Consider the following 17226-nt stretch of genomic DNA (forward strand, 5'->3'; position numbering starts at 1 on the left):
AGTACGTCTAGTTGTTGATTTCATAACACTCTCCGATTAATTGGTAGAAAAGTGTCAACCTTATTTAGGACGGGTCAAATTTAGGCATAAAAAAAGCGACCATTAAGGTCGCTTTTTTAGATTAAAATAAGTGAGGCTTAGCCCATGCCGTATTTTTTAAGCTTCTTGCGTAACGTACCGCGGTTAATACCTAGCATAGTTGCTGCACGAGTTTGATTACCACGAGTGTATTGCATGATGATATCTAACATTGGCGCTTCAACTTCTGCCAATACTAATTCATATAATTCAGTCGTATCTTGACCATTCAATTTTGCCACGTAACCTGAAACAGCTTGACGTACTGAGTCACGTAATGGACGTTGAGTTATTTGCCCTGTAGCAGGAATATTAGTTGTTGTAGTCAGTGCTTCTTGAGAAATATTTTGTTCAAACATGGGTGTTAACTCTTTTAATTACAATTGATTTAAATAAGTTTCTAATGCAATAAGCTGCTCCGAGGCATTGTCTATCGCATTAAATTTTCGCTTAAAATAACCTAACCTGTCTTGCTCTTTTAAATACCACCCGACGTGCTTCCTAGCGATTCGAGGTCCCATTACATCACCATAAAAACCATGCAAGGCTTGCACATGATTTATGAGTATTTCTGTAACGTCCATTTGCGCTAAACGTTGAGCATGTTGCCCGGTGTTTAGATAGTGGTTAATTTCATTGAATATCCAAGGTGCACCTTGTGCGCCTCGTCCAATCATAATGGCATCCGCTCCTGTATGGTCCAGCACATATTTTGCTTTTTCTACAGAGGTAATGTCACCATTTGCAATCACAGGGATTGTTATACTTTCTTTAATCGTTTTTATCGTGTCGTATTCCGCTTCACCTTTAAAAAGACATTGGCGTGTACGACCATGCACTGATAGTGCTTGGATACCTGCTTTTTCAGCGATCTGTGCAATCTCTAATCCATTTCTATTTTCTGGATCCCAGCCGGTGCGAATTTTCAAAGTAACAGGTACATCAACGGCATCAACAACACTTTCTAAAATAGCTCTCACTAGTTCTGGGTGTGGTAATAATGCTGAACCTGCTTTTTTCTTATTCACTTTTTTAGCTGGGCAGCCCATATTAATATCAACGATCTGAGCGCCTTGCTGAACGGTTAACTGTGCAGCGTTGGCCATTGCTAGTGGTTCAGAACCAGCAATTTGTACAGAACGAATACCTGATTCATCATGGTAGTCCATTCGTAACTTAGATTTAGTGCTATTCCAAACGCGAGGATTGGATGACAACATTTCCGATACGGCTAATCCAGCGCCTTGCTTTCGACAAAGCTCTCTGAAAGGGCGATCAGTGACGCCAGCCATCGGGGCTAAAATAAGATTATTGTCTAATTGATACTGTCCAATGCGCATATTCTAAGCGTTCTCTAAGTTAAGGCGGCGTAGTCTACGCATTTTTTCATCCAGAATAAAGGTTAATTATTAACCATTTTGAAATTATTTTGCTTGCAAATTGAGCAACACTTTGTTCTCAGTAATTTAAGCGTGTTTTATACCCGATAAACGAGCCCATTCTTCTTTGATTTCAGCTGCGTCCATGTCAAACCATTGGCCGTAAACAGACAATAATTCTTCGGCTTGTTGCTCTAAAATACCAGATAATGCTAATTTTCCTTGTGGTTTTACTAAACATTCAATATTACTTGATAGTTCACGTAATGGACCAGCAAGAATGTTAGCTACTACAACATCAGCGGTAATATCTTTGGGTGCGTCTTCTGGTAAGTACAATTCTAATTGATCAGATACTTGATTGCGTTGTGCGTTATCGCGACTTGCGGTAATGGCTTGTGGATCGATATCGATACCAATTACTCTTTTAGCGCCTAACTTTAATGCGGCAATCGCTAAAATGCCTGAGCCACAACCGAAATCAATTACTACTTTGTCTTGTAAGTCTTGAGCATCTAACCAGGCCAGGCATAAAGCTGTGGTTGGATGTGTACCGGTCCCAAAAGCAAGTCCTGGGTCTAGCATGACGTTAACTGCATTTTCATCAGGAACAGGCTTCCAGCTAGGGCAAATCCATAAGCGCTGGCCAAATTGCATCGGGTGGAAATTATCCATCCATTCACGTACCCAGTCTTTATCTTCAAGTTGTTCTATTTTAAAGGCAAAGTCATCCGCTAATAAATCACTGGCTTTTAATAAGGCGATGACTGGTAGCATATCTGTTTCTGCATCATATAAACCTGTTACGTCAGTATCTCCCCATAAACGAGTTTCTCCTGGCATCGGCTCAAATATGGGTGTGTCTTGAGAATCAGTAAACGTTGCTGATAAAGCACCGTTATCCATTAATAATTCACCAATTGCTTCTGCATTCGTGTTACTTGCATTTAATTTAAGCTGAATCCAAGGCATGATTTTCTCTTTTTTGATTGCGGTAGATAGATAGAACGCAAGAATACAGGGTATTAGCTGATTAATATAGCGTTAGCAGTGGTTTGAGTATCAGCTAATGGGTAAGTGATAATCAATAGTTGTGTTTTTGATGTAATGAGGTAAATATAAAAAATAATTATATTTACCTATTCTAAGGTATCTTTCCTTAGTGCTTTTATAGGTATAATAATTACCTTAGATATTGAAATTTATAATGTTTTGTAGCGCAATTTTATAGAAAATGGTGTTTTGTTGACCTCTTTTTAAGTTTTAATGTGTTTAAAGACAGTATACTAATTAACTCCTGAATGAGGACGAGTGATTTCATTGGAAATGGTGGATTCAGAAAGGAAAGGTGTTTCAATGAATAAAATAGTGATTATTGATGATCACCAACTGTTTTTATATGGTCTAAAACTAACCTTAGAAAATGAAGACAATACGGTGATTACTTTCGACAGTCCAATTCAAGCGCTGCCGGAAATAAAGCAGATTCAGCCTGATTTGATTCTGATGGATCTCTATATGCCTGATATGAGTGGCCTTGTATTAATAGAAGCACTAACAAAGCAAGAAGTTGCTTCGCCAGTGGTGGTGTTATCCGCATGTGAAGATTATCAAGATGTTTATCTTGCCTTACAAAAAGGGGCGGCAGGTTTTATTCCTAAATCTTATTCGCCAGCAGCCATGTTAGAGGCATTACAAAGTATTTCTTCTGGTGATATTTTTGTACCTGAGCATGTCGCGTTAGCAATTCAAGAAATTGCTGAATTAGAAGAAAGAAACAAAGAGATTTTCCATCTATCAGAAAGACAGTTACAAATTCTTAAGTTGATTCATGAAGGAAGAAAAAACCGAGAAATAGCGGATATTTTATGTATTTCACAGGACACCGTTAAATTTCACCAAAAAGGACTTTATACAGCTTTAGATGTATCAGGTTCATCAAGTCGTATCAAAGCGGTTGATAAAGCATTAAAACTTGGATTAATAAAAGTATAACAGATGACTAAAGCTACCTAACATTAAGAAAAGTAGCTTTGTATTGTTTAGTTTAATAACTGTTTCAACAAAAACCTTAATGATGCTGGTTTAACTGGCTTATTTAGAATTTTATAATTGATTATTCTTCCTGTATCTTGAACCTCTTTTAACTTCCCAGGATCTGCTTCACCAGTTAATAAAATAGCTGGAATATTATCTTTTTTCTTTACTTCTTTAATCATATCTAATCCGGTTTTGTGATTAGGAAGACGATAATCAGTAATAAGCAAGTCATAACTGTTTGTATAATATTTTTGTAGGCCAGCCTCTGCTGTTTCTTCGCAGTCGACAATATATCCCCAGTTTTCAAGCAACATACTTAATGCATTTAAAATACCTTGGTCATCATCAACTAATAGTATTTTATATCGCGTTGAATGGTTAGAGAATTTATTCAGGTCAATATGTTTAGTGACATGATCTGCTGTTTCTAGCATAACGCTAAAACGGCTACCGTATTGGTTAGTAACAACTTCAATTTTTGTATCACATAAAAATGCTTTTCGTTGTGCAACTGCTAAACCTAAGCCAACCCCTTTGGTTTTATTGTGTAATAGGTTCTCTGCTAATGCGACCTCGTCAAATAAGCTCTCAAAAAGGGTAGGAGGAATTTGATTACCTTGATTCCAAACCTGTAATAGCGCTTTATTTTTATAATCTCGAACACTGAGTAATATTTTTGAACCTGGTGTTTGTTGACCATGAATTAGTGCGTTACTTAATAATACTTCTACTACCTCAGCGAGTAGTTTTTTATCACTTTTAATCGTTAATTCTGGTAATCGGCTAGTTAATTTAATACCAGATGTTAAAGCTTGATGTTGATACTTTTTAATCGAAGGAGATAACGCTGAAGCTAAACTAAATTCGTTTATTTTAGGAGTGATGTTACCACTATCGAGGCGCGCTAAATCAAGCAAACTAGCCATCCATCGATCCAAATCTTCCGAAGCAAGCTTAATATTTTTTGCTAATTTTTCTTGTGCAGTACCTGCTAATTTATTTTCTAATAGATGACCATATAAAGATAAACTACTTAGGGGCTGTCTAATATCATGCACAATACGCTTTAAATAAAGGGCGCTTTGTTGGCTTAATAAACTTGCACTTTCTTGTTTTACTTCTGTAATTATTTGCTGATCGTTATGGGGGCGATGTGGTGTGAAAATAGTGAGGTATGACAAGCTAATTAAAAATGTACTGTTAAATAAAAATACTAATGTACTGGTTTCCCCTAATAGCGAAGTAAAGACATAACAAAGTACTAAAAATAAGTTATGAAATATGAGCTGAGCTCTCTTATAAGCTAATAAATATGAATAAAAAATAGGTAATAACAAGACTAAATATAAAAAGCTATTTTGGTAAGTTTGCTCTTGAAAGTGGCTGTTAATGGAGACAAAGAGAGTAATCGAAAAGCAGGTGATCGGCATAATAAAATGAACCAGTTTATCTTTCTTTCTTACTAGACCAAATAATGCCACGATAGAGAATATTAATATTGAAATAGGTACATGATAACTACTGATGAAAATAGGCGATGAATTAAAAATACTATAGCTTTGTCCTGAACCTATCAGAAAAAAGAAAATAAACGAAAGCATAATAACAATATTAAAATGACGTAATGACTGCCATCTTGTTTGATGTGTATCGGAAATTTCTTGGTGCATTACACTCTCTATTTTAACTATTTGTTGAAATTTGACCTATTGGTATACCGAGATTTTTTAGGCTGCCAAGTAAGCAATTTTTAATCTGTGCTATTAACGAGTTAACGTGATGAATATAGTATAAACGGAAGGCAAAAAAAAAGCCTAACAAAGTTAGGCTCGCCTGTAATATGTCTTTTTATTACAAATCGAATAAAAAATCCATTTAGTTGGCATCAAAGTGGGTGTACTACTATGCCTCAATTCCTTAAGACAGCTATACAATGCCTCAAGCTTATTAAGAAAGTAACTACCCGAACGGGTAGTTTTTAATATTCTTGAAATTAAATGACTTTTTTTAAATTTATAATATGAATTTTATAGTTTTTTTTGCTCATTTTTGTAAATGATTAACCTTTAGTGAGGGCAAATTTTGATGCACTTTGTAGAGCAAATGAATAACCTTTCGCACCCATCCCGCATATTACTGCGCATGCAACATCTGAAAGATAAGAATGGTGTCTAAATTTTTCACGTTTATGGATATTGGATAAGTGAACTTCCACAAATGGAATAGCGACTCCCAATAGGGCATCTCTTATTGCTACGCTAGTATGAGTAAATGCAGCTGGATTGATGATAATAAAGTCTATTTCACCGGCGCTTTCATGGATTTTTTCAATAAGTTCATATTCACGATTTGATTGTAAGTGTGACATCGTTATATTCAATGACTTTGCCTCAGTGTATAGCTCTTCAATAATATCGTTGAGTGTTTGGCTACCATAAACTTCCGGTTCACGTTTACCTAATAAATTGAGATTTGGTCCATTTAATACTAATACTTTCACTTAATACTCCTTTGTCTTTGCCCAATAAAAAAACACCTCGATAACGGATAGGCTATCGAGGAGTTTAACGGTAAAGTATCTTGTTGGCTATTAGTAACCTTTACACTAGTTAGTGGTTATATATGCTCTCATTTGTATCATTTTGGTAACTTACCACCAGGTTTCTTATGCAAAGGTCAATTGTGATAGTGTTATTATTGAATTTCTTGGTTCTCTTTAATCAATTGCTCCACCACACTCGGATCAGCTAAGGTAGACGTATCTCCTAGTTGATCACTCTCTCCGGTAGCAATTTTACGTAAAATACGGCGCATAATTTTACCTGAGCGTGTTTTAGGTAATCCTTCTGCCCAATGTAAAATATCAGGGGTTGCGATAGCGCCAATCTCTTTACGAACCCATTGCTTTACTTCTGCATACAGTTCAGGTGTAGAGTATTCTCCTGAGTTTAGCGTAACGTAGGCGTAAATGCCTTGCCCTTTAATTTCATGGGGAACGCCAACCACCGCTGCCTCTGCTATTTTAGGATGTGATACCAATGCGCTTTCTATTTCTGCGGTCCCCATGCGGTGACCTGACACATTTAATACATCATCTACACGTCCTGTGATCCAATAGTAGCCATCTTCATCTCGTCGAGCACCGTCACCAGTGAAATACATATTATCAAACGTTGAAAAATACGTTTGTTCAAAGCGATCATGGTTGCCATACAATGTTCGCATTTGACCTGGCCAGCTATCTAACATCACCAAGTTGCCTTCTACAGCGCCCTCTAAAATATTACCTTCGTTATCAACAAGGGCAGGTTTAACGCCGAAGAAAGGACGTGTTGCTGATCCAGGTTTAAGATCTGTTGCACCTGGCAATGGCGTAATTAAAATTCCGCCTGTTTCTGTTTGCCACCAAGTATCAACAATAGGGCAACGTTTATCGCCTATTTTGTCGTAATACCATTGCCAAGCTTCAGGGTTAATAGGCTCACCAACAGATCCTAGAATACGTAAAGAGCTGCGTTTCGTCCCAGCAATTGCTTCATCGCCTTTAGCCATTAATGCTCGAATTGCAGTAGGGGCTGTATACAGTAATGTTACATTATGCTTATCTACTACTTCGCTCATACGTGCCGTAGTAGGGTAGTTAGGTACACCTTCAAATAATAATGTTGTGGCACCATTTGCTAATGGCCCATAGACTAAATAACTATGGCCTGTTATCCAGCCCACATCCGCTGTACACCAATAAATATCACCTTCTTGATAATCAAATACATATTTGAAGGTCATTGCGGCATAAACAAGATAACCACCAGTCGTGTGTAGAACCCCTTTCGGTGTGCCAGTAGAACCAGAGGTATAAAGAATAAATAATGGATCTTCCGCATTCATCGTTTCTGGCGTGCAATCTGTCGGTTGAGTATCAGTTATCTCTGTCCAATCAATGTCTCTGCCTGCTTGCCAATTAATATCTGCACCAGTATTTTTTAATACAATGACGTGCTCAACACAGTTCGTTCCATCACGTGTTAACGCTTCATCAACATTACCTTTTAATGGAACGGTTCTACCTCCACGGCGACCTTCATCTGCTGTGATCACTAATTTTGCATTACTATCTATAATTCGTCCGGCAATGGCATCGGGTGAGAAGCCGCCAAAAACAATAGAGTGAACAGCACCAATACGAGTACAAGCTAACATAGCAACCGCTGCTTCAGGGGTCATTGGCATATATAGACAAACTACATCACCTTTTTTAATACCTAACGATTTCAATGCATTGGCGAATTGACATACTTGTGTATAAAGCATTTGAAAAGTAATATTAGCATCTTGATCTGGCGTATCACCTTCCCAAATAAGTGCTACTTGATCGGCGCGTGTTGCTAAATGGCGGTCAATACAGTTAACAGAAACATTTAATTCGCCATCTTCAAACCACTTGATGTCAACTTGTCCTGGTGCGTACGAGGTGTTTTTCACTTTAGTGTAAGGGGTAATCCAATCTAAAATTTTACCTTTTTCATTCCAAAAACTTTCAGGATTTTCGATTGATTCAGCATAATCAGATAGATACTGATCATTCGTTAATAAGCTTTTCTTGGCTACTTCAGATGAAACTGGGTAAATATTATTCTCGCTCATTGCTCGCTCCGTTATTACGTAATATTCATTACTTAAAGGGTTAATGCTTTTAATGACTTCTCATTCGATTCTAAATGACAGATAAAATTGTTATTGTGAGATAGGCCTATGTTGTTAAATAAATGTTAATACTCATTAAGTTAGCTGAATATTTGAGATCAACATCAATAAAAAGATAAACCAAACATCAAATATTTTTTAATTTATCACTCGTATATTGTGTTTTTATGGCTACGCTTAATTAACACCACGTAAGAGCATCAAACGTAATTAGGTATTGGGAAGCGTTAGTCTCTTCAGTGTGGAAAACAAGGATGCTGGAGAGACGTTATGGATAACAGAAACCGTGGGTTTGCGGTATTAGCTATTGTCATGGTGCTGAGCATTGCAAGTATTGCTTACACGACTAATATGGCTTATTTGCAGTTAATGGACAATAAAGTCCTGAGTAATTACTACACCAATAGTGAAGCCTTCATCAACGCGGAATCAGGTGTTAATTTAGTGTTGAATAAATTGAGTTCAGCCACTAATGCGCATGATATGTTGAGTCAATTACCTTTTATTTACTCTACTCCGGATAATCTTAAGTTAGATTATCAAGTAAGAGTGAGTAGCCTAAATAATAATAAACTATTAATTTCATCAACGGGTTATTCCAGTGATAAATCGGCCCTTAGAAATATATCCCTAGAAGTTTATTACAATATGGCTTTTGATATTCCCAATGCGCCATTGCTCAGTAATGGTCGCTTAAAGCTTAATGCAACGGATACGATTAATGATGGGTGTGAAGGCATTTCGCCCAGTGAGTGCTTATCACCTGGAAGCATTGCCGATAATATCGTTATTAGTCAGTCAGACGTAGAATTAAATGCTCAAGGGCTCGCTTTATGCCCTGATAATAGTCGCTTAGATCCTCAAACTGTTTTGGGGGCCTTAGTTGATACTGAAGGTACTTCACGTATAAAAACTGTTAATCAGCAACAATGGGGGAGCGCTGCGTCTTTTAGTAATACAATCTTTGATCAAATTCCTCAAATCGACGATACAACAAATAGTAGCTCGTTATTTGAGAATACTTTTGCTGTCACTTGGGCTGATGCAAAACAGCACTTTATTGCATCGGAGCAGGTCGCTTACATTGATATGCGTTACGGAAATACAATGGATTGCTCGCAACAATTAGCTCAGTTAGAAGACTCCGTCTCTATTATTTATATCGAAGGTGACTGTCAAATTAGTACTCTAGATGCCACCTCTAGCTCATTATCAGGAGAGCAACATTTTACAATTGGGACGACTGAGTTTCCTAAAATGGTATTTATGGAAGGAGGTACATTTATTACTGCTGAACACATACAAAGCGCTGTTATTGGCATGTTGTATTTATTGCCAGAAAATGAAGTATTATCTGGTAATAGTGAGCATCTCCAACATCAAGATAATAGCCAGGAAACGAGTCAGCAGCAGGCGATTAACCTTTCAGGAATAACGGTAAATGGAGCCCTATTGAGTGAATATAGTTGCTCTTATACTCAACTATCGGATTTGGATAATGAGCTAACATCAAGCGATTTGTCAGTGCGTTACGACAAACAAGTATTAAAAACCTTATATCAACAACTCGCAGTGATCCCTTCGGCAAGCCATTATCAAATAATTGCTGGTACATGGAGGGACTTCTAATGAAAAAATTAAATCAAGGTTTTACTTTTATCGAGATTTTAGTATCGCTCATTATTGTTAGTTTAACTGCCTTGAATATGAGTGGCTTACAAATCAAAATTTCGCAGCAGCAAAATAATAATATTACACATGCGTCAGCTATTTCATTAGCAACTAGTAAATTAGAAGCGTTATTAAATATAAATACCCCTAATGATATATTGGCCCTACATAATCAAGTTGAAACTGATATACAATTGGCTAATACAATATTCTCTATTGAGTGGGAAATTATTAATGTAGGCAGTGATTTTAATGCGAATAATCAATTTAAAGAAATTAATTTGCATATATCTTGGTCTAATAATTTAGGGGAAGTTCAGCGCGTTGTTTATACACAACAAATTAATCTGGTAACGTTAATATCAGAACAATTTGAACAACAAACTGAAGCGTTATTTCCAGAAATTGTAACGCCAAACATTGCTATCAACGAAATGCTTTATTTTGACCCCAATAAAGAATATCAAACGGGTGATTTTGTTATTTATAACAGTCATGTATATCAAGCGAATGGGTTTTATTCTAATAACAGTACACCACCTATTTATAGTGTTGATTCAAATTCCAAGGATCAAATAGGGTGGGATAGTTATGGGCAAGTAGATCAATTAAATCTATTTGAACAATAGCAGTGTACTGTAAATGCCTTCGATGTTATGACTTTGTGATAAATAAGTAAGTGAGCTCATGCTACAATTGAACTATAAAGTACTTATCGTACTCTAACTTATATTATTTAATTTGAAGGAATGTTTGGCCAATGATAGAAAGCCAACTTGTCATATTACAACAGGCTAATACTTATTTAGCTGCAGTTACAGAAGCTCAGTATACAGAAATTATTTCTCCGATGTTTATGAGTTCAGCTGGTGCGCATATGCGTCATATATTAGATCATTACCAGTCTGTTATTAATGGCTTCCCTGAAGGCTTAATTGATTACGATAAGCGAAGTCGTGGGGGGGTAGTTGAAACTTGTCCAAAAGCAGCACAAGCAGCGATTCAAGAAATAGGCTTATTTTTAGAGGGCTTAACAACGGAGCAACTGGCAACAAATGTGAAACTATCCACTGAAATTTCTGTGGTTGATAAGCAAGTTGCTACTGTGGATACAACGCTAGCACGAGAAGTTATTTTTGTTGGTAGTCATACTGTACATCACCTTGCAACCATTAAACATATTGCACAAGTGCAAGAAGTGGACCTTGATCGTGATTTAGGGATTGCTCCTGCAACGGCGACTTTTTTACGTGCAGGTTAGATAATGTGTACATTAACTTATCGCCTGACAGAACAAGGTTATCAGCTTTTTTTTAATAGAGACGAACAACGTACTCGTCCTCAAGCGATAACACCTGTTTTTAATCATAAACTCAACGCAGTTTATCCTATTGACCCGACAGGTGGCGGCACTTGGATAGCCACGCACCAGAGCGGAGTCAGTTTAGCATTACTTAATTACTACCAAGCACAAGTTGATCCAAACCTAAAAAACTTTACTAGCCGTGGTATTATTATTCCCCGTTTATTAGAAAACGTTAAGCATATCCATCAACAATTAATAACCATGGATTTAAGCTGTTTCCAAGCTTTCCAGCTTTGCGTATTTGATGCAGGTTTATCAAGTGAATATAAAGGTGCAGCGATACAATACGTGTGGGATGGTAAAAAACTGCAGCATTCACATCTTGATACAAGCTTTTTACCCGTAACCTCTTCTGGTGTCGATTTCGACGTCGTATCAGCTTACCGTAAGCAGCACTTTCTTAACGCTATTAATGTGCAAACAGCCAGTACTGATAATTATATTCAATACCACCAGCATCAAGGCGAGTCTGGAAAGTGCTCGGTAAAAATGTTCCGTGATGATGCTAAAACAGTGAGCTTTACACAGATTGAAGTCAATCAGAAAAAAGCAATTGGTGAGAAAGTGAAGTTTGATTATACAGACTATTTTACTGCAGAAACGATTGAACAGGCATCACTAACTTTTTAGGATAGCTAAAAATCAGTGATGCTTAATATTATATCAATTATATTAGATAAGTGATTGGTATTAGTAGTGAGGTGGACGCATCTCTTCTTTCTCAGATGCTAGTTGATTCGGCTGACTTTCTTTCAATTTTACTGCTAATAAAGCAACTTGCTCAATTAATTGTTGAGTACGACGTTGCTGCTCAAATATCTCTTGATTAAGCGTATCAATATTATCTTCTTGAAACGCGACCTTCATTTCTAATTGTTCTATACGTTCTTCTAATGCTGTTTGTTTGTCAGTCATGATGTCTCTTATAAAGGCGCCAATGGCCAAATTTCTAATAAACCTGCAGAACTTTCAGTTACAATTGCTGAATCGTTCCATAATGATGTGGAGTATACTACAGCTGTTTTAGGGCGTGTCTCTTTTCTTGCCGTCACTGCCCATTCTTGTTGTTTAAGCCCTGTGCTCGTATCCCAGAGGGTAACGGACTGTGTTGCATTGCCTGTAAGAAGGTATTGTCCTTCTTTGACAAAGCGTACTGTAGAGAAAATTGATTGGCGAGCTTTATAAATGAGCGTACTTTGTAATTTTCCTGTTTGTAAGTTCCAGATTTGAGAGGCTTTTTGTGTATCTGCGATAAAAGCAAAGCGACCGTGTTTTTCTAATCTTACCAAACTGACTCGCTGATCAAATTCAAAGCGCTGAACTACCTGTGCTGTATCCGTATCCCATAAAAATGCTTGGTGATCGTTACCACCAGATAGTACATAACGACCATTGTTAGACATATCAATGCTATTCACCTTTTCTTGGTGTAATGGGGCTTCAATACGGCGGCCTGTCTGTAAATTAATGTGAACTAACTTACCGTTAACCTGTCCATAAGCAATAACATTGCCGTTTTCAGAAAGTTGAATATCTCGTATAGGAGAGTCGGATACTTGGTAAAATCCTAACGATTTACCTGTTTTGGTATCCCATAATGCAAACTCGTTACGGCTGGCCGTTAAGGCAACGCTATTATTTGCTGATAAACGAACAATAAAAACGTCATTATCTTGATTTTGGTGATGATACCAATTGAACAATAGTTTATTGTTTCGATTGTTCCATAAACTGATACCATGGTGGATGGAAGATATAAGCGAATAATCTCCATTATCGGAGATGTCCGCGCTGAAAGCTCCCTCAGCAGCATGTTCAAATTGCTGCAAAGGTTGTGGATATTGCTCACAAGCAGTTAAAAAAAGGGTGCTTACGAGTAAAAGGGATTTAAAAGTATTAGCTAATTGCATGATTAAATTGTCTTTGTTGGTAAACAGCTATAAGGTTAGTATAAGTTAACTGTTTTAGATACTGCTTTACAATTTTTGAAGTGAAATCAAAAGCTATCTGTTTTAATTTAATATTTGGAGTAACAATGAAAAACATTTTTAAAGTTTCTTTACTAGCAGCTACAGTTGCATTGACCGTTGGTTGTAACCAAGAACAAGAATCAGCTGCCCCGGCTCAAGAAACAACTGCTGTGAATTTTAAAGATGCTAACGAAAAAGCAGCCTACGCAATTGGTGCTTCTTTTTCTCGTTACGTTTCGACTACATTAGAAAAACAAGCTGAATTCGGCATGACATTAGATAAAGAAGTTATCCTACAAGGTATCACTGATACATTACGTGGTAACTCTAAATTAACTGATGAAGAGATGATCGAAACGCTAAAAGTATACGATACAGAAGTTAAAGCGGCTGCAGAGAAAAAACAACTTGAGTTAACAGAAAAGGCAACTGCTGAATCAAAAGCATTTTTAGAAGAGAATGCAAAAGCAGAAGGCGTAACTGTTACTGACTCTGGTTTACAATACTCTGTCATTACTGAAGCTGAAGGTCCAAAACCTGCTGCTGAAGATACAGTAACTGTTCATTATGTTGGTACATTAACTGACGGTACAGAGTTCGATAGTTCTGTTGCTCGTGGCGAACCAGCTAAATTCCCACTAAACCGTGTTATCCCTGGTTGGACTGAAGGTGTTCAATTAATGAGTGTTGGTGAGAAATACAAGTTTGTTATTCCTGCTGATTTAGCATACGGCGAACAAGGCGCTGGCTCTATTCCAGCTAACGCAACGCTGATTTTTGAAGTTGAGTTACTAGATATCGAAAAGAAAGCGGCAGATACAGAAAAGAAAACAACTAAATAATTCTGTAAAAGCATAACTAACTTATCAAGGCCACTTTTTAGTGGTCTTTTTTATACCTAGTTTTTTAACAATTAATCGTTACGTTGGATACTTTGTAGCATCCATTGCCCTTCTTGATAAGTAAGGTGACAGACACTCGCGTTGTGAATATTAAAGTGTCGTGGTGCATCCACAGGAATATGTAAAATTTGCTTTAACAGCATCACAATAGATAATCCGTGTGTCATCACTGCTACCGATTGTTCAGGATGCGATAATGTAATTTCATTTAGCTTATTGGCAACTCGCGCCTGTACTTCCTGCAACGTTTCACCCTCGCCAATACGGTAACCTAATTCCCCAGAAAACAAGCGTTGTAACTTTTGTGTATCTTGTAGTGTTAACTGTAATTTAGGCTGCCCATCTAAATAGTCATAGCTAATCTCTCGTAATTTTTCACTAGTTTGTAAACTCAGCTGTTGTGCAGTTGCTAATGGCGTTGCAGAAGCTTGAGCTCGACCTAAATCACTGCAATAGAGTTGCTGTAACGGAATGGCTTTGAAATATTCGACTAGTTGTAAAGCTTGTTGTTGTCCTTTTTCTGTTAGTGGGCTATCTGAGTGTCCTTGAAAGCATCCTTGTTGATTGAATAAGGTTTCGCCGTGGCGAATTAAATACACATTAGTCATAGCATTCCTTAGTATAAAAGAGCACTAATATTAGCACCATAAAATGGCAAATAGTGTATCCTTGTGCGATAAATTTTAGACGATAATGAACAAGTGTTAGGTGATTGATGTGATTGGTTTTGACGTAGTGGTAATTGGTGCTGGTGCATCTGGTTTAATGTGTGCCATTGAGGCAGGTAAACGAGGACGAAAAGTACTGGTTATCGAGCATGCTAAACGTATTGGTCAAAAGATCATTATGAGTGGTGGTGGGCGTTGTAATTTTACTAATTTATACGTTGAACCAAGTAACTTCCTTTGTAGTAATCCGCATTTTGTAAAATCAGCACTGAGTCGTTATACGCAATGGGATTTTATCGCGCTGGTGGATAAACATAAGATTGCATGGCATGAGCGCGATCATGGGCAACTTTTTTGTGATGATAGTGCTAAACAGATAGTAAAAATGCTCCTCGATGAAGCTCAAGCAGCGGGTGTGACTATTAAAACGCAATGTGAAGTAATAACACATCAACAACTAGCAGATGATCATTTCAGCGTACAAACCTCGCAAGGTGATTTTGAATGCCAATCATTAGTAGTTGCAACAGGTGGGCTGTCATTACCTAAGTTAGGCGCTACACCTTTCGCTTATCAATTGGCTGAAAAGTATAACTTACCAGTTAAGCCAACCCGTGCAGGTTTGGTTCCTTTCACTTTACAACCGACTCAAAAAGAGAAGCTAACTGAATTATCAGGTATTAGTTTACCCGCAACAGCAACTGCGATTAAAAAAAATGTGACTAAAAAAGATCGCCCAATGAGTTTCAGTGAAGCGCTATTATTTACACACAGAGGATTAAGCGGTCCAGTTATTTTACAAATATCTAATTATTGGCAAGCTGGAGACACTATTTCAATTGACCTGTTACCGAGTGAAGATTTAAATTTACTACTCACTCAAACGCAGCAAGATCGTCCTGAATTAGCGTTAAAAACACTACTATCACAACATTTACCTAAACGCGTGGTGGAATGTTTATTAAGTATTGCGGAAATTGAAAGCCGCCCTTTAAAACAATTCACTGAAAAACAGTTATTACAAGTAGTTGAGTTATTCCATCAATGGCAACCGTTAATCAACGGGACAGAAGGTTACCGTACTGCCGAGGTGACTTTAGGTGGCGTTGATACTGATGTTATCTCTTCTAAAACCATGGAGTGTAAATCAGTTAAAGGGTTGTATTTTGTCGGTGAAGCAATGGACGTGACAGGTTGGTTAGGAGGCTTTAACTTTGCTTGGTGTTGGAGCTGCGGTTGGGCCGCAGGGCAAGCAGTTTAATTGTAGCAATGTAATATAAATTTAGATAAATTATTTAAGGCTTCTTATTAAATGGCCCTATCTTAAGGTCTTAGAGGATACAAACTAACTTAATCCAGGTAGACGACTGAACCATGATAGCGGTCTGCATTTTTTAAAAAACTCATTAAAGCAATGATTTATAAAGTCACAATTTCCAATTATTCTATAAAAGAGAGTTATTTGGCGGTTCAATTTCCGTATAAATGGAGCGGTTAGATTATTAACAATGCCGTTCCAAATTTATCGTAAGTATAAAAATGATTAGAATCGGCGAATAATTAGAATAATCACTTCATTCCAATCAAAAAAGTTACTTAACCACTAAAACAGATATTGCTTTTAAGTCTATTTCGCCCCCATTGCGAGTTAGAAACCTATAAATATGTGGCCAATATTACTCAGCCACAACAGTTTTAATCGCTTACTTGTGGCTTATTAGCCTATCTTAGGTTTCAGCCCATAAACGTAAGAGGTTGGCATGTGATTTACTGATTTTATCAAAAGCACTACTCTTACCCTGATCTCTCATAATATCTCGTCTTGCACTATCTAAGTCTTTAAGTACTTCTCGTTGTTCTGAATGACGAATATAGCTTTCTAACCAAGTCACTCCGACATGTCGTACACCTTTAGTAACAGGCGTTACTTGATGTAAAGAGGTCGAAGGATAAATAATCGCATGCCCAGCAGGTAGCTTGTAACTCAATTGTTCTGCACCAAATGAAAAAACTAATTCTCCGCCTTCATAATCATTAGGTTCACTAAGGAATAATGTGCATGATAGATCCGACCTTAGTATTGAGTCTGTTCCCATTAATGCATCATCTACATGATTGCCATAACCACCAGAATGTTGACTTTGACTAATTAAGAAAGGCGCTAATTTTTTAGCATAAGTACTTGTTGAAAATTGAGGGTGTGTAACAAGGTGAGTAGTGAGGATATCAGTTACTTTTCCTTCTAATTCAGGTTCGGCTTGCCATTGATGATTGGTTTTTACTGATTTTGCAGCCCATCCAGCAGTCTCGGAACCTTCATAAAACTGGCCTTGTTTTAACATTTGATGGATTGCACTAAGGTCTTCTGCCTTTAAGACGTTTTCAAGTATGGTGATCATTAATTAATATTTAGCCTGTTAATGTGGGTGAGTACATTATGTACTCACC

Annotated in this window: 17 protein-coding genes; 7 read left to right on the top strand and 10 right to left on the bottom strand. The window is 37.2% G+C overall.

All coding sequences use genetic code 11. The features are described from left to right. Positions 1-137 precede the first annotated feature (137 nt). The 3 genes from fis to prmA form a co-directional block, all read right to left on the bottom strand. Positions 138-437, bottom strand: a complete 300-nt coding sequence (fis, locus tag V5290_RS15135) for a DNA-binding transcriptional regulator Fis (protein ID WP_113820037.1) — start codon at positions 435-437, stop codon at positions 138-140. Between the two features lie 18 nt (positions 438-455). After that, positions 456-1418 carry a tRNA dihydrouridine synthase DusB gene (gene dusB, locus V5290_RS15140; protein ID WP_333387593.1) on the bottom strand — a complete coding sequence of 321 codons (963 nt, stop codon included), beginning with the start codon at positions 1416-1418 and terminating at the stop codon, positions 456-458. A gap of 126 nt (positions 1419-1544) precedes the next feature. After that, entirely contained in the window at positions 1545-2429 is an 885-nt protein-coding gene (prmA, locus tag V5290_RS15145) for a 50S ribosomal protein L11 methyltransferase (RefSeq protein WP_333387596.1), read from the bottom strand. Positions 2430-2813: 384 nt separating this feature from the next. Here prmA and V5290_RS15150 point away from each other — a divergent pair, with 384 nt between their 5' ends. Beyond that, positions 2814-3452 (top strand): response regulator transcription factor, encoded by a 639-nt coding sequence (locus V5290_RS15150; protein WP_333387599.1) that lies wholly within the window; start codon positions 2814-2816, stop codon positions 3450-3452. A 47-nt stretch (positions 3453-3499) separates the two neighbouring features. Here V5290_RS15150 and V5290_RS15155 read toward each other — a convergent pair whose 3' ends face one another. The 3 genes from V5290_RS15155 to acs all read right to left on the bottom strand — a co-directional run bounded on the left by V5290_RS15155 (position 3500) and on the right by acs (position 8141). Further along, positions 3500-5167, bottom strand: coding sequence for a hybrid sensor histidine kinase/response regulator (locus V5290_RS15155; RefSeq protein ID WP_333387603.1), 1668 nt, complete (start codon positions 5165-5167; stop codon positions 3500-3502). Positions 5168-5556: 389 nt separating this feature from the next. Beyond that, the gene (gene aroQ / locus V5290_RS15160) at positions 5557-5997 is read right to left on the bottom strand and encodes a type II 3-dehydroquinate dehydratase (RefSeq protein WP_333387606.1); all 441 of its coding nucleotides are present in this window, start codon (positions 5995-5997) and stop codon (positions 5557-5559) included. 194 nt (positions 5998-6191) lie between these two features. Next, positions 6192-8141 (bottom strand): acetate--CoA ligase, encoded by a 1950-nt coding sequence (gene acs / locus V5290_RS15165; protein WP_333387609.1) that lies wholly within the window; start codon positions 8139-8141, stop codon positions 6192-6194. A 330-nt stretch (positions 8142-8471) separates the two neighbouring features. Here acs and V5290_RS15170 point away from each other — a divergent pair, with 330 nt between their 5' ends. The 4 genes from V5290_RS15170 to V5290_RS15185 all read left to right on the top strand — a co-directional run bounded on the left by V5290_RS15170 (position 8472) and on the right by V5290_RS15185 (position 11868). Continuing rightward, positions 8472-9830 (top strand): hypothetical protein, encoded by a 1359-nt coding sequence (locus V5290_RS15170; protein ID WP_333387612.1) that lies wholly within the window; start codon positions 8472-8474, stop codon positions 9828-9830. Continuing rightward, positions 9830-10501 carry a prepilin-type N-terminal cleavage/methylation domain-containing protein gene (locus V5290_RS15175; protein WP_333387615.1) on the top strand — a complete coding sequence of 224 codons (672 nt, stop codon included), beginning with the start codon at positions 9830-9832 and terminating at the stop codon, positions 10499-10501. Before V5290_RS15170 ends, V5290_RS15175 begins: the two co-directional genes overlap by 1 nt. A gap of 131 nt (positions 10502-10632) precedes the next feature. Beyond that, positions 10633-11133: a DinB family protein gene (locus V5290_RS15180; RefSeq protein WP_333387618.1), complete on the top strand. Its 501-nt coding sequence runs from the start codon at positions 10633-10635 to the stop codon at positions 11131-11133. Positions 11134-11136: 3 nt separating this feature from the next. Beyond that, positions 11137-11868, top strand: a complete 732-nt coding sequence (locus tag V5290_RS15185; protein WP_333387621.1) for an NRDE family protein — start codon at positions 11137-11139, stop codon at positions 11866-11868. 60 nt (positions 11869-11928) lie between these two features. Here V5290_RS15185 and V5290_RS15190 read toward each other — a convergent pair whose 3' ends face one another. Then, entirely contained in the window at positions 11929-12153 is a 225-nt protein-coding gene (locus V5290_RS15190) for a SlyX family protein (RefSeq protein ID WP_333387624.1), read from the bottom strand. A gap of 8 nt (positions 12154-12161) precedes the next feature. Continuing rightward, positions 12162-13148: a hypothetical protein gene (locus tag V5290_RS15195; protein WP_333387627.1), complete on the bottom strand. Its 987-nt coding sequence runs from the start codon at positions 13146-13148 to the stop codon at positions 12162-12164. A 125-nt stretch (positions 13149-13273) separates the two neighbouring features. On the opposite strand from V5290_RS15195, the gene fkpA reads away from it, so the two are divergent. After that, positions 13274-14050 (top strand): FKBP-type peptidyl-prolyl cis-trans isomerase, encoded by a 777-nt coding sequence (gene fkpA / locus V5290_RS15200; protein ID WP_333387630.1) that lies wholly within the window; start codon positions 13274-13276, stop codon positions 14048-14050. 71 nt (positions 14051-14121) lie between these two features. Here fkpA and V5290_RS15205 read toward each other — a convergent pair whose 3' ends face one another. Further along, positions 14122-14718: a histidine phosphatase family protein gene (locus V5290_RS15205; protein ID WP_333387633.1), complete on the bottom strand. Its 597-nt coding sequence runs from the start codon at positions 14716-14718 to the stop codon at positions 14122-14124. Between the two features lie 109 nt (positions 14719-14827). Between V5290_RS15205 and V5290_RS15210 the strand changes: the two genes are divergently transcribed. Next, complete coding sequence (locus V5290_RS15210; RefSeq protein WP_333387636.1) at positions 14828-16039, top strand: NAD(P)/FAD-dependent oxidoreductase; 1212 nt, start codon at positions 14828-14830, stop codon at positions 16037-16039. A gap of 466 nt (positions 16040-16505) precedes the next feature. Here the strand turns inward: V5290_RS15210 and V5290_RS15215 are convergent, their stop codons facing one another. Continuing rightward, entirely contained in the window at positions 16506-17177 is a 672-nt protein-coding gene (locus V5290_RS15215; protein WP_333387639.1) for a Fe2+-dependent dioxygenase, read from the bottom strand. Positions 17178-17226 lie beyond the last annotated feature (49 nt).

The organism is Psychromonas arctica, from assembly GCF_036697365.1.
In the GTDB taxonomy this organism is placed as follows: Bacteria; Pseudomonadota; Gammaproteobacteria; order Enterobacterales; family Psychromonadaceae; genus Psychromonas; species Psychromonas arctica_A.

Coding starts and splice junctions, on each gene's coding strand:
- fis (WP_113820037.1), bottom strand. CDS start 437: ATGTTTGAACAAAATATTTCTCAAGAAGCACTGACTACAACAACTAAT.
- dusB (WP_333387593.1), bottom strand. CDS start 1,418: ATGCGCATTGGACAGTATCAATTAGACAATAATCTTATTTTAGCCCCG.
- prmA (WP_333387596.1), bottom strand. CDS start 2,429: ATGCCTTGGATTCAGCTTAAATTAAATGCAAGTAACACGAATGCAGAA.
- V5290_RS15150 (WP_333387599.1), top strand. CDS start 2,814: ATGAATAAAATAGTGATTATTGATGATCACCAACTGTTTTTATATGGT.
- V5290_RS15155 (WP_333387603.1), bottom strand. CDS start 5,167: ATGCACCAAGAAATTTCCGATACACATCAAACAAGATGGCAGTCATTA.
- acs (WP_333387609.1), bottom strand. CDS start 8,141: ATGAGCGAGAATAATATTTACCCAGTTTCATCTGAAGTAGCCAAGAAA.
- V5290_RS15170 (WP_333387612.1), top strand. CDS start 8,472: ATGGATAACAGAAACCGTGGGTTTGCGGTATTAGCTATTGTCATGGTG.
- V5290_RS15175 (WP_333387615.1), top strand. CDS start 9,830: ATGAAAAAATTAAATCAAGGTTTTACTTTTATCGAGATTTTAGTATCG.
- V5290_RS15180 (WP_333387618.1), top strand. CDS start 10,633: ATGATAGAAAGCCAACTTGTCATATTACAACAGGCTAATACTTATTTA.
- V5290_RS15185 (WP_333387621.1), top strand. CDS start 11,137: ATGTGTACATTAACTTATCGCCTGACAGAACAAGGTTATCAGCTTTTT.
- V5290_RS15190 (WP_333387624.1), bottom strand. CDS start 12,153: ATGACTGACAAACAAACAGCATTAGAAGAACGTATAGAACAATTAGAA.
- V5290_RS15195 (WP_333387627.1), bottom strand. CDS start 13,148: ATGCAATTAGCTAATACTTTTAAATCCCTTTTACTCGTAAGCACCCTT.
- fkpA (WP_333387630.1), top strand. CDS start 13,274: ATGAAAAACATTTTTAAAGTTTCTTTACTAGCAGCTACAGTTGCATTG.
- V5290_RS15205 (WP_333387633.1), bottom strand. CDS start 14,718: ATGACTAATGTGTATTTAATTCGCCACGGCGAAACCTTATTCAATCAA.
- V5290_RS15215 (WP_333387639.1), bottom strand. CDS start 17,177: ATGATCACCATACTTGAAAACGTCTTAAAGGCAGAAGACCTTAGTGCA.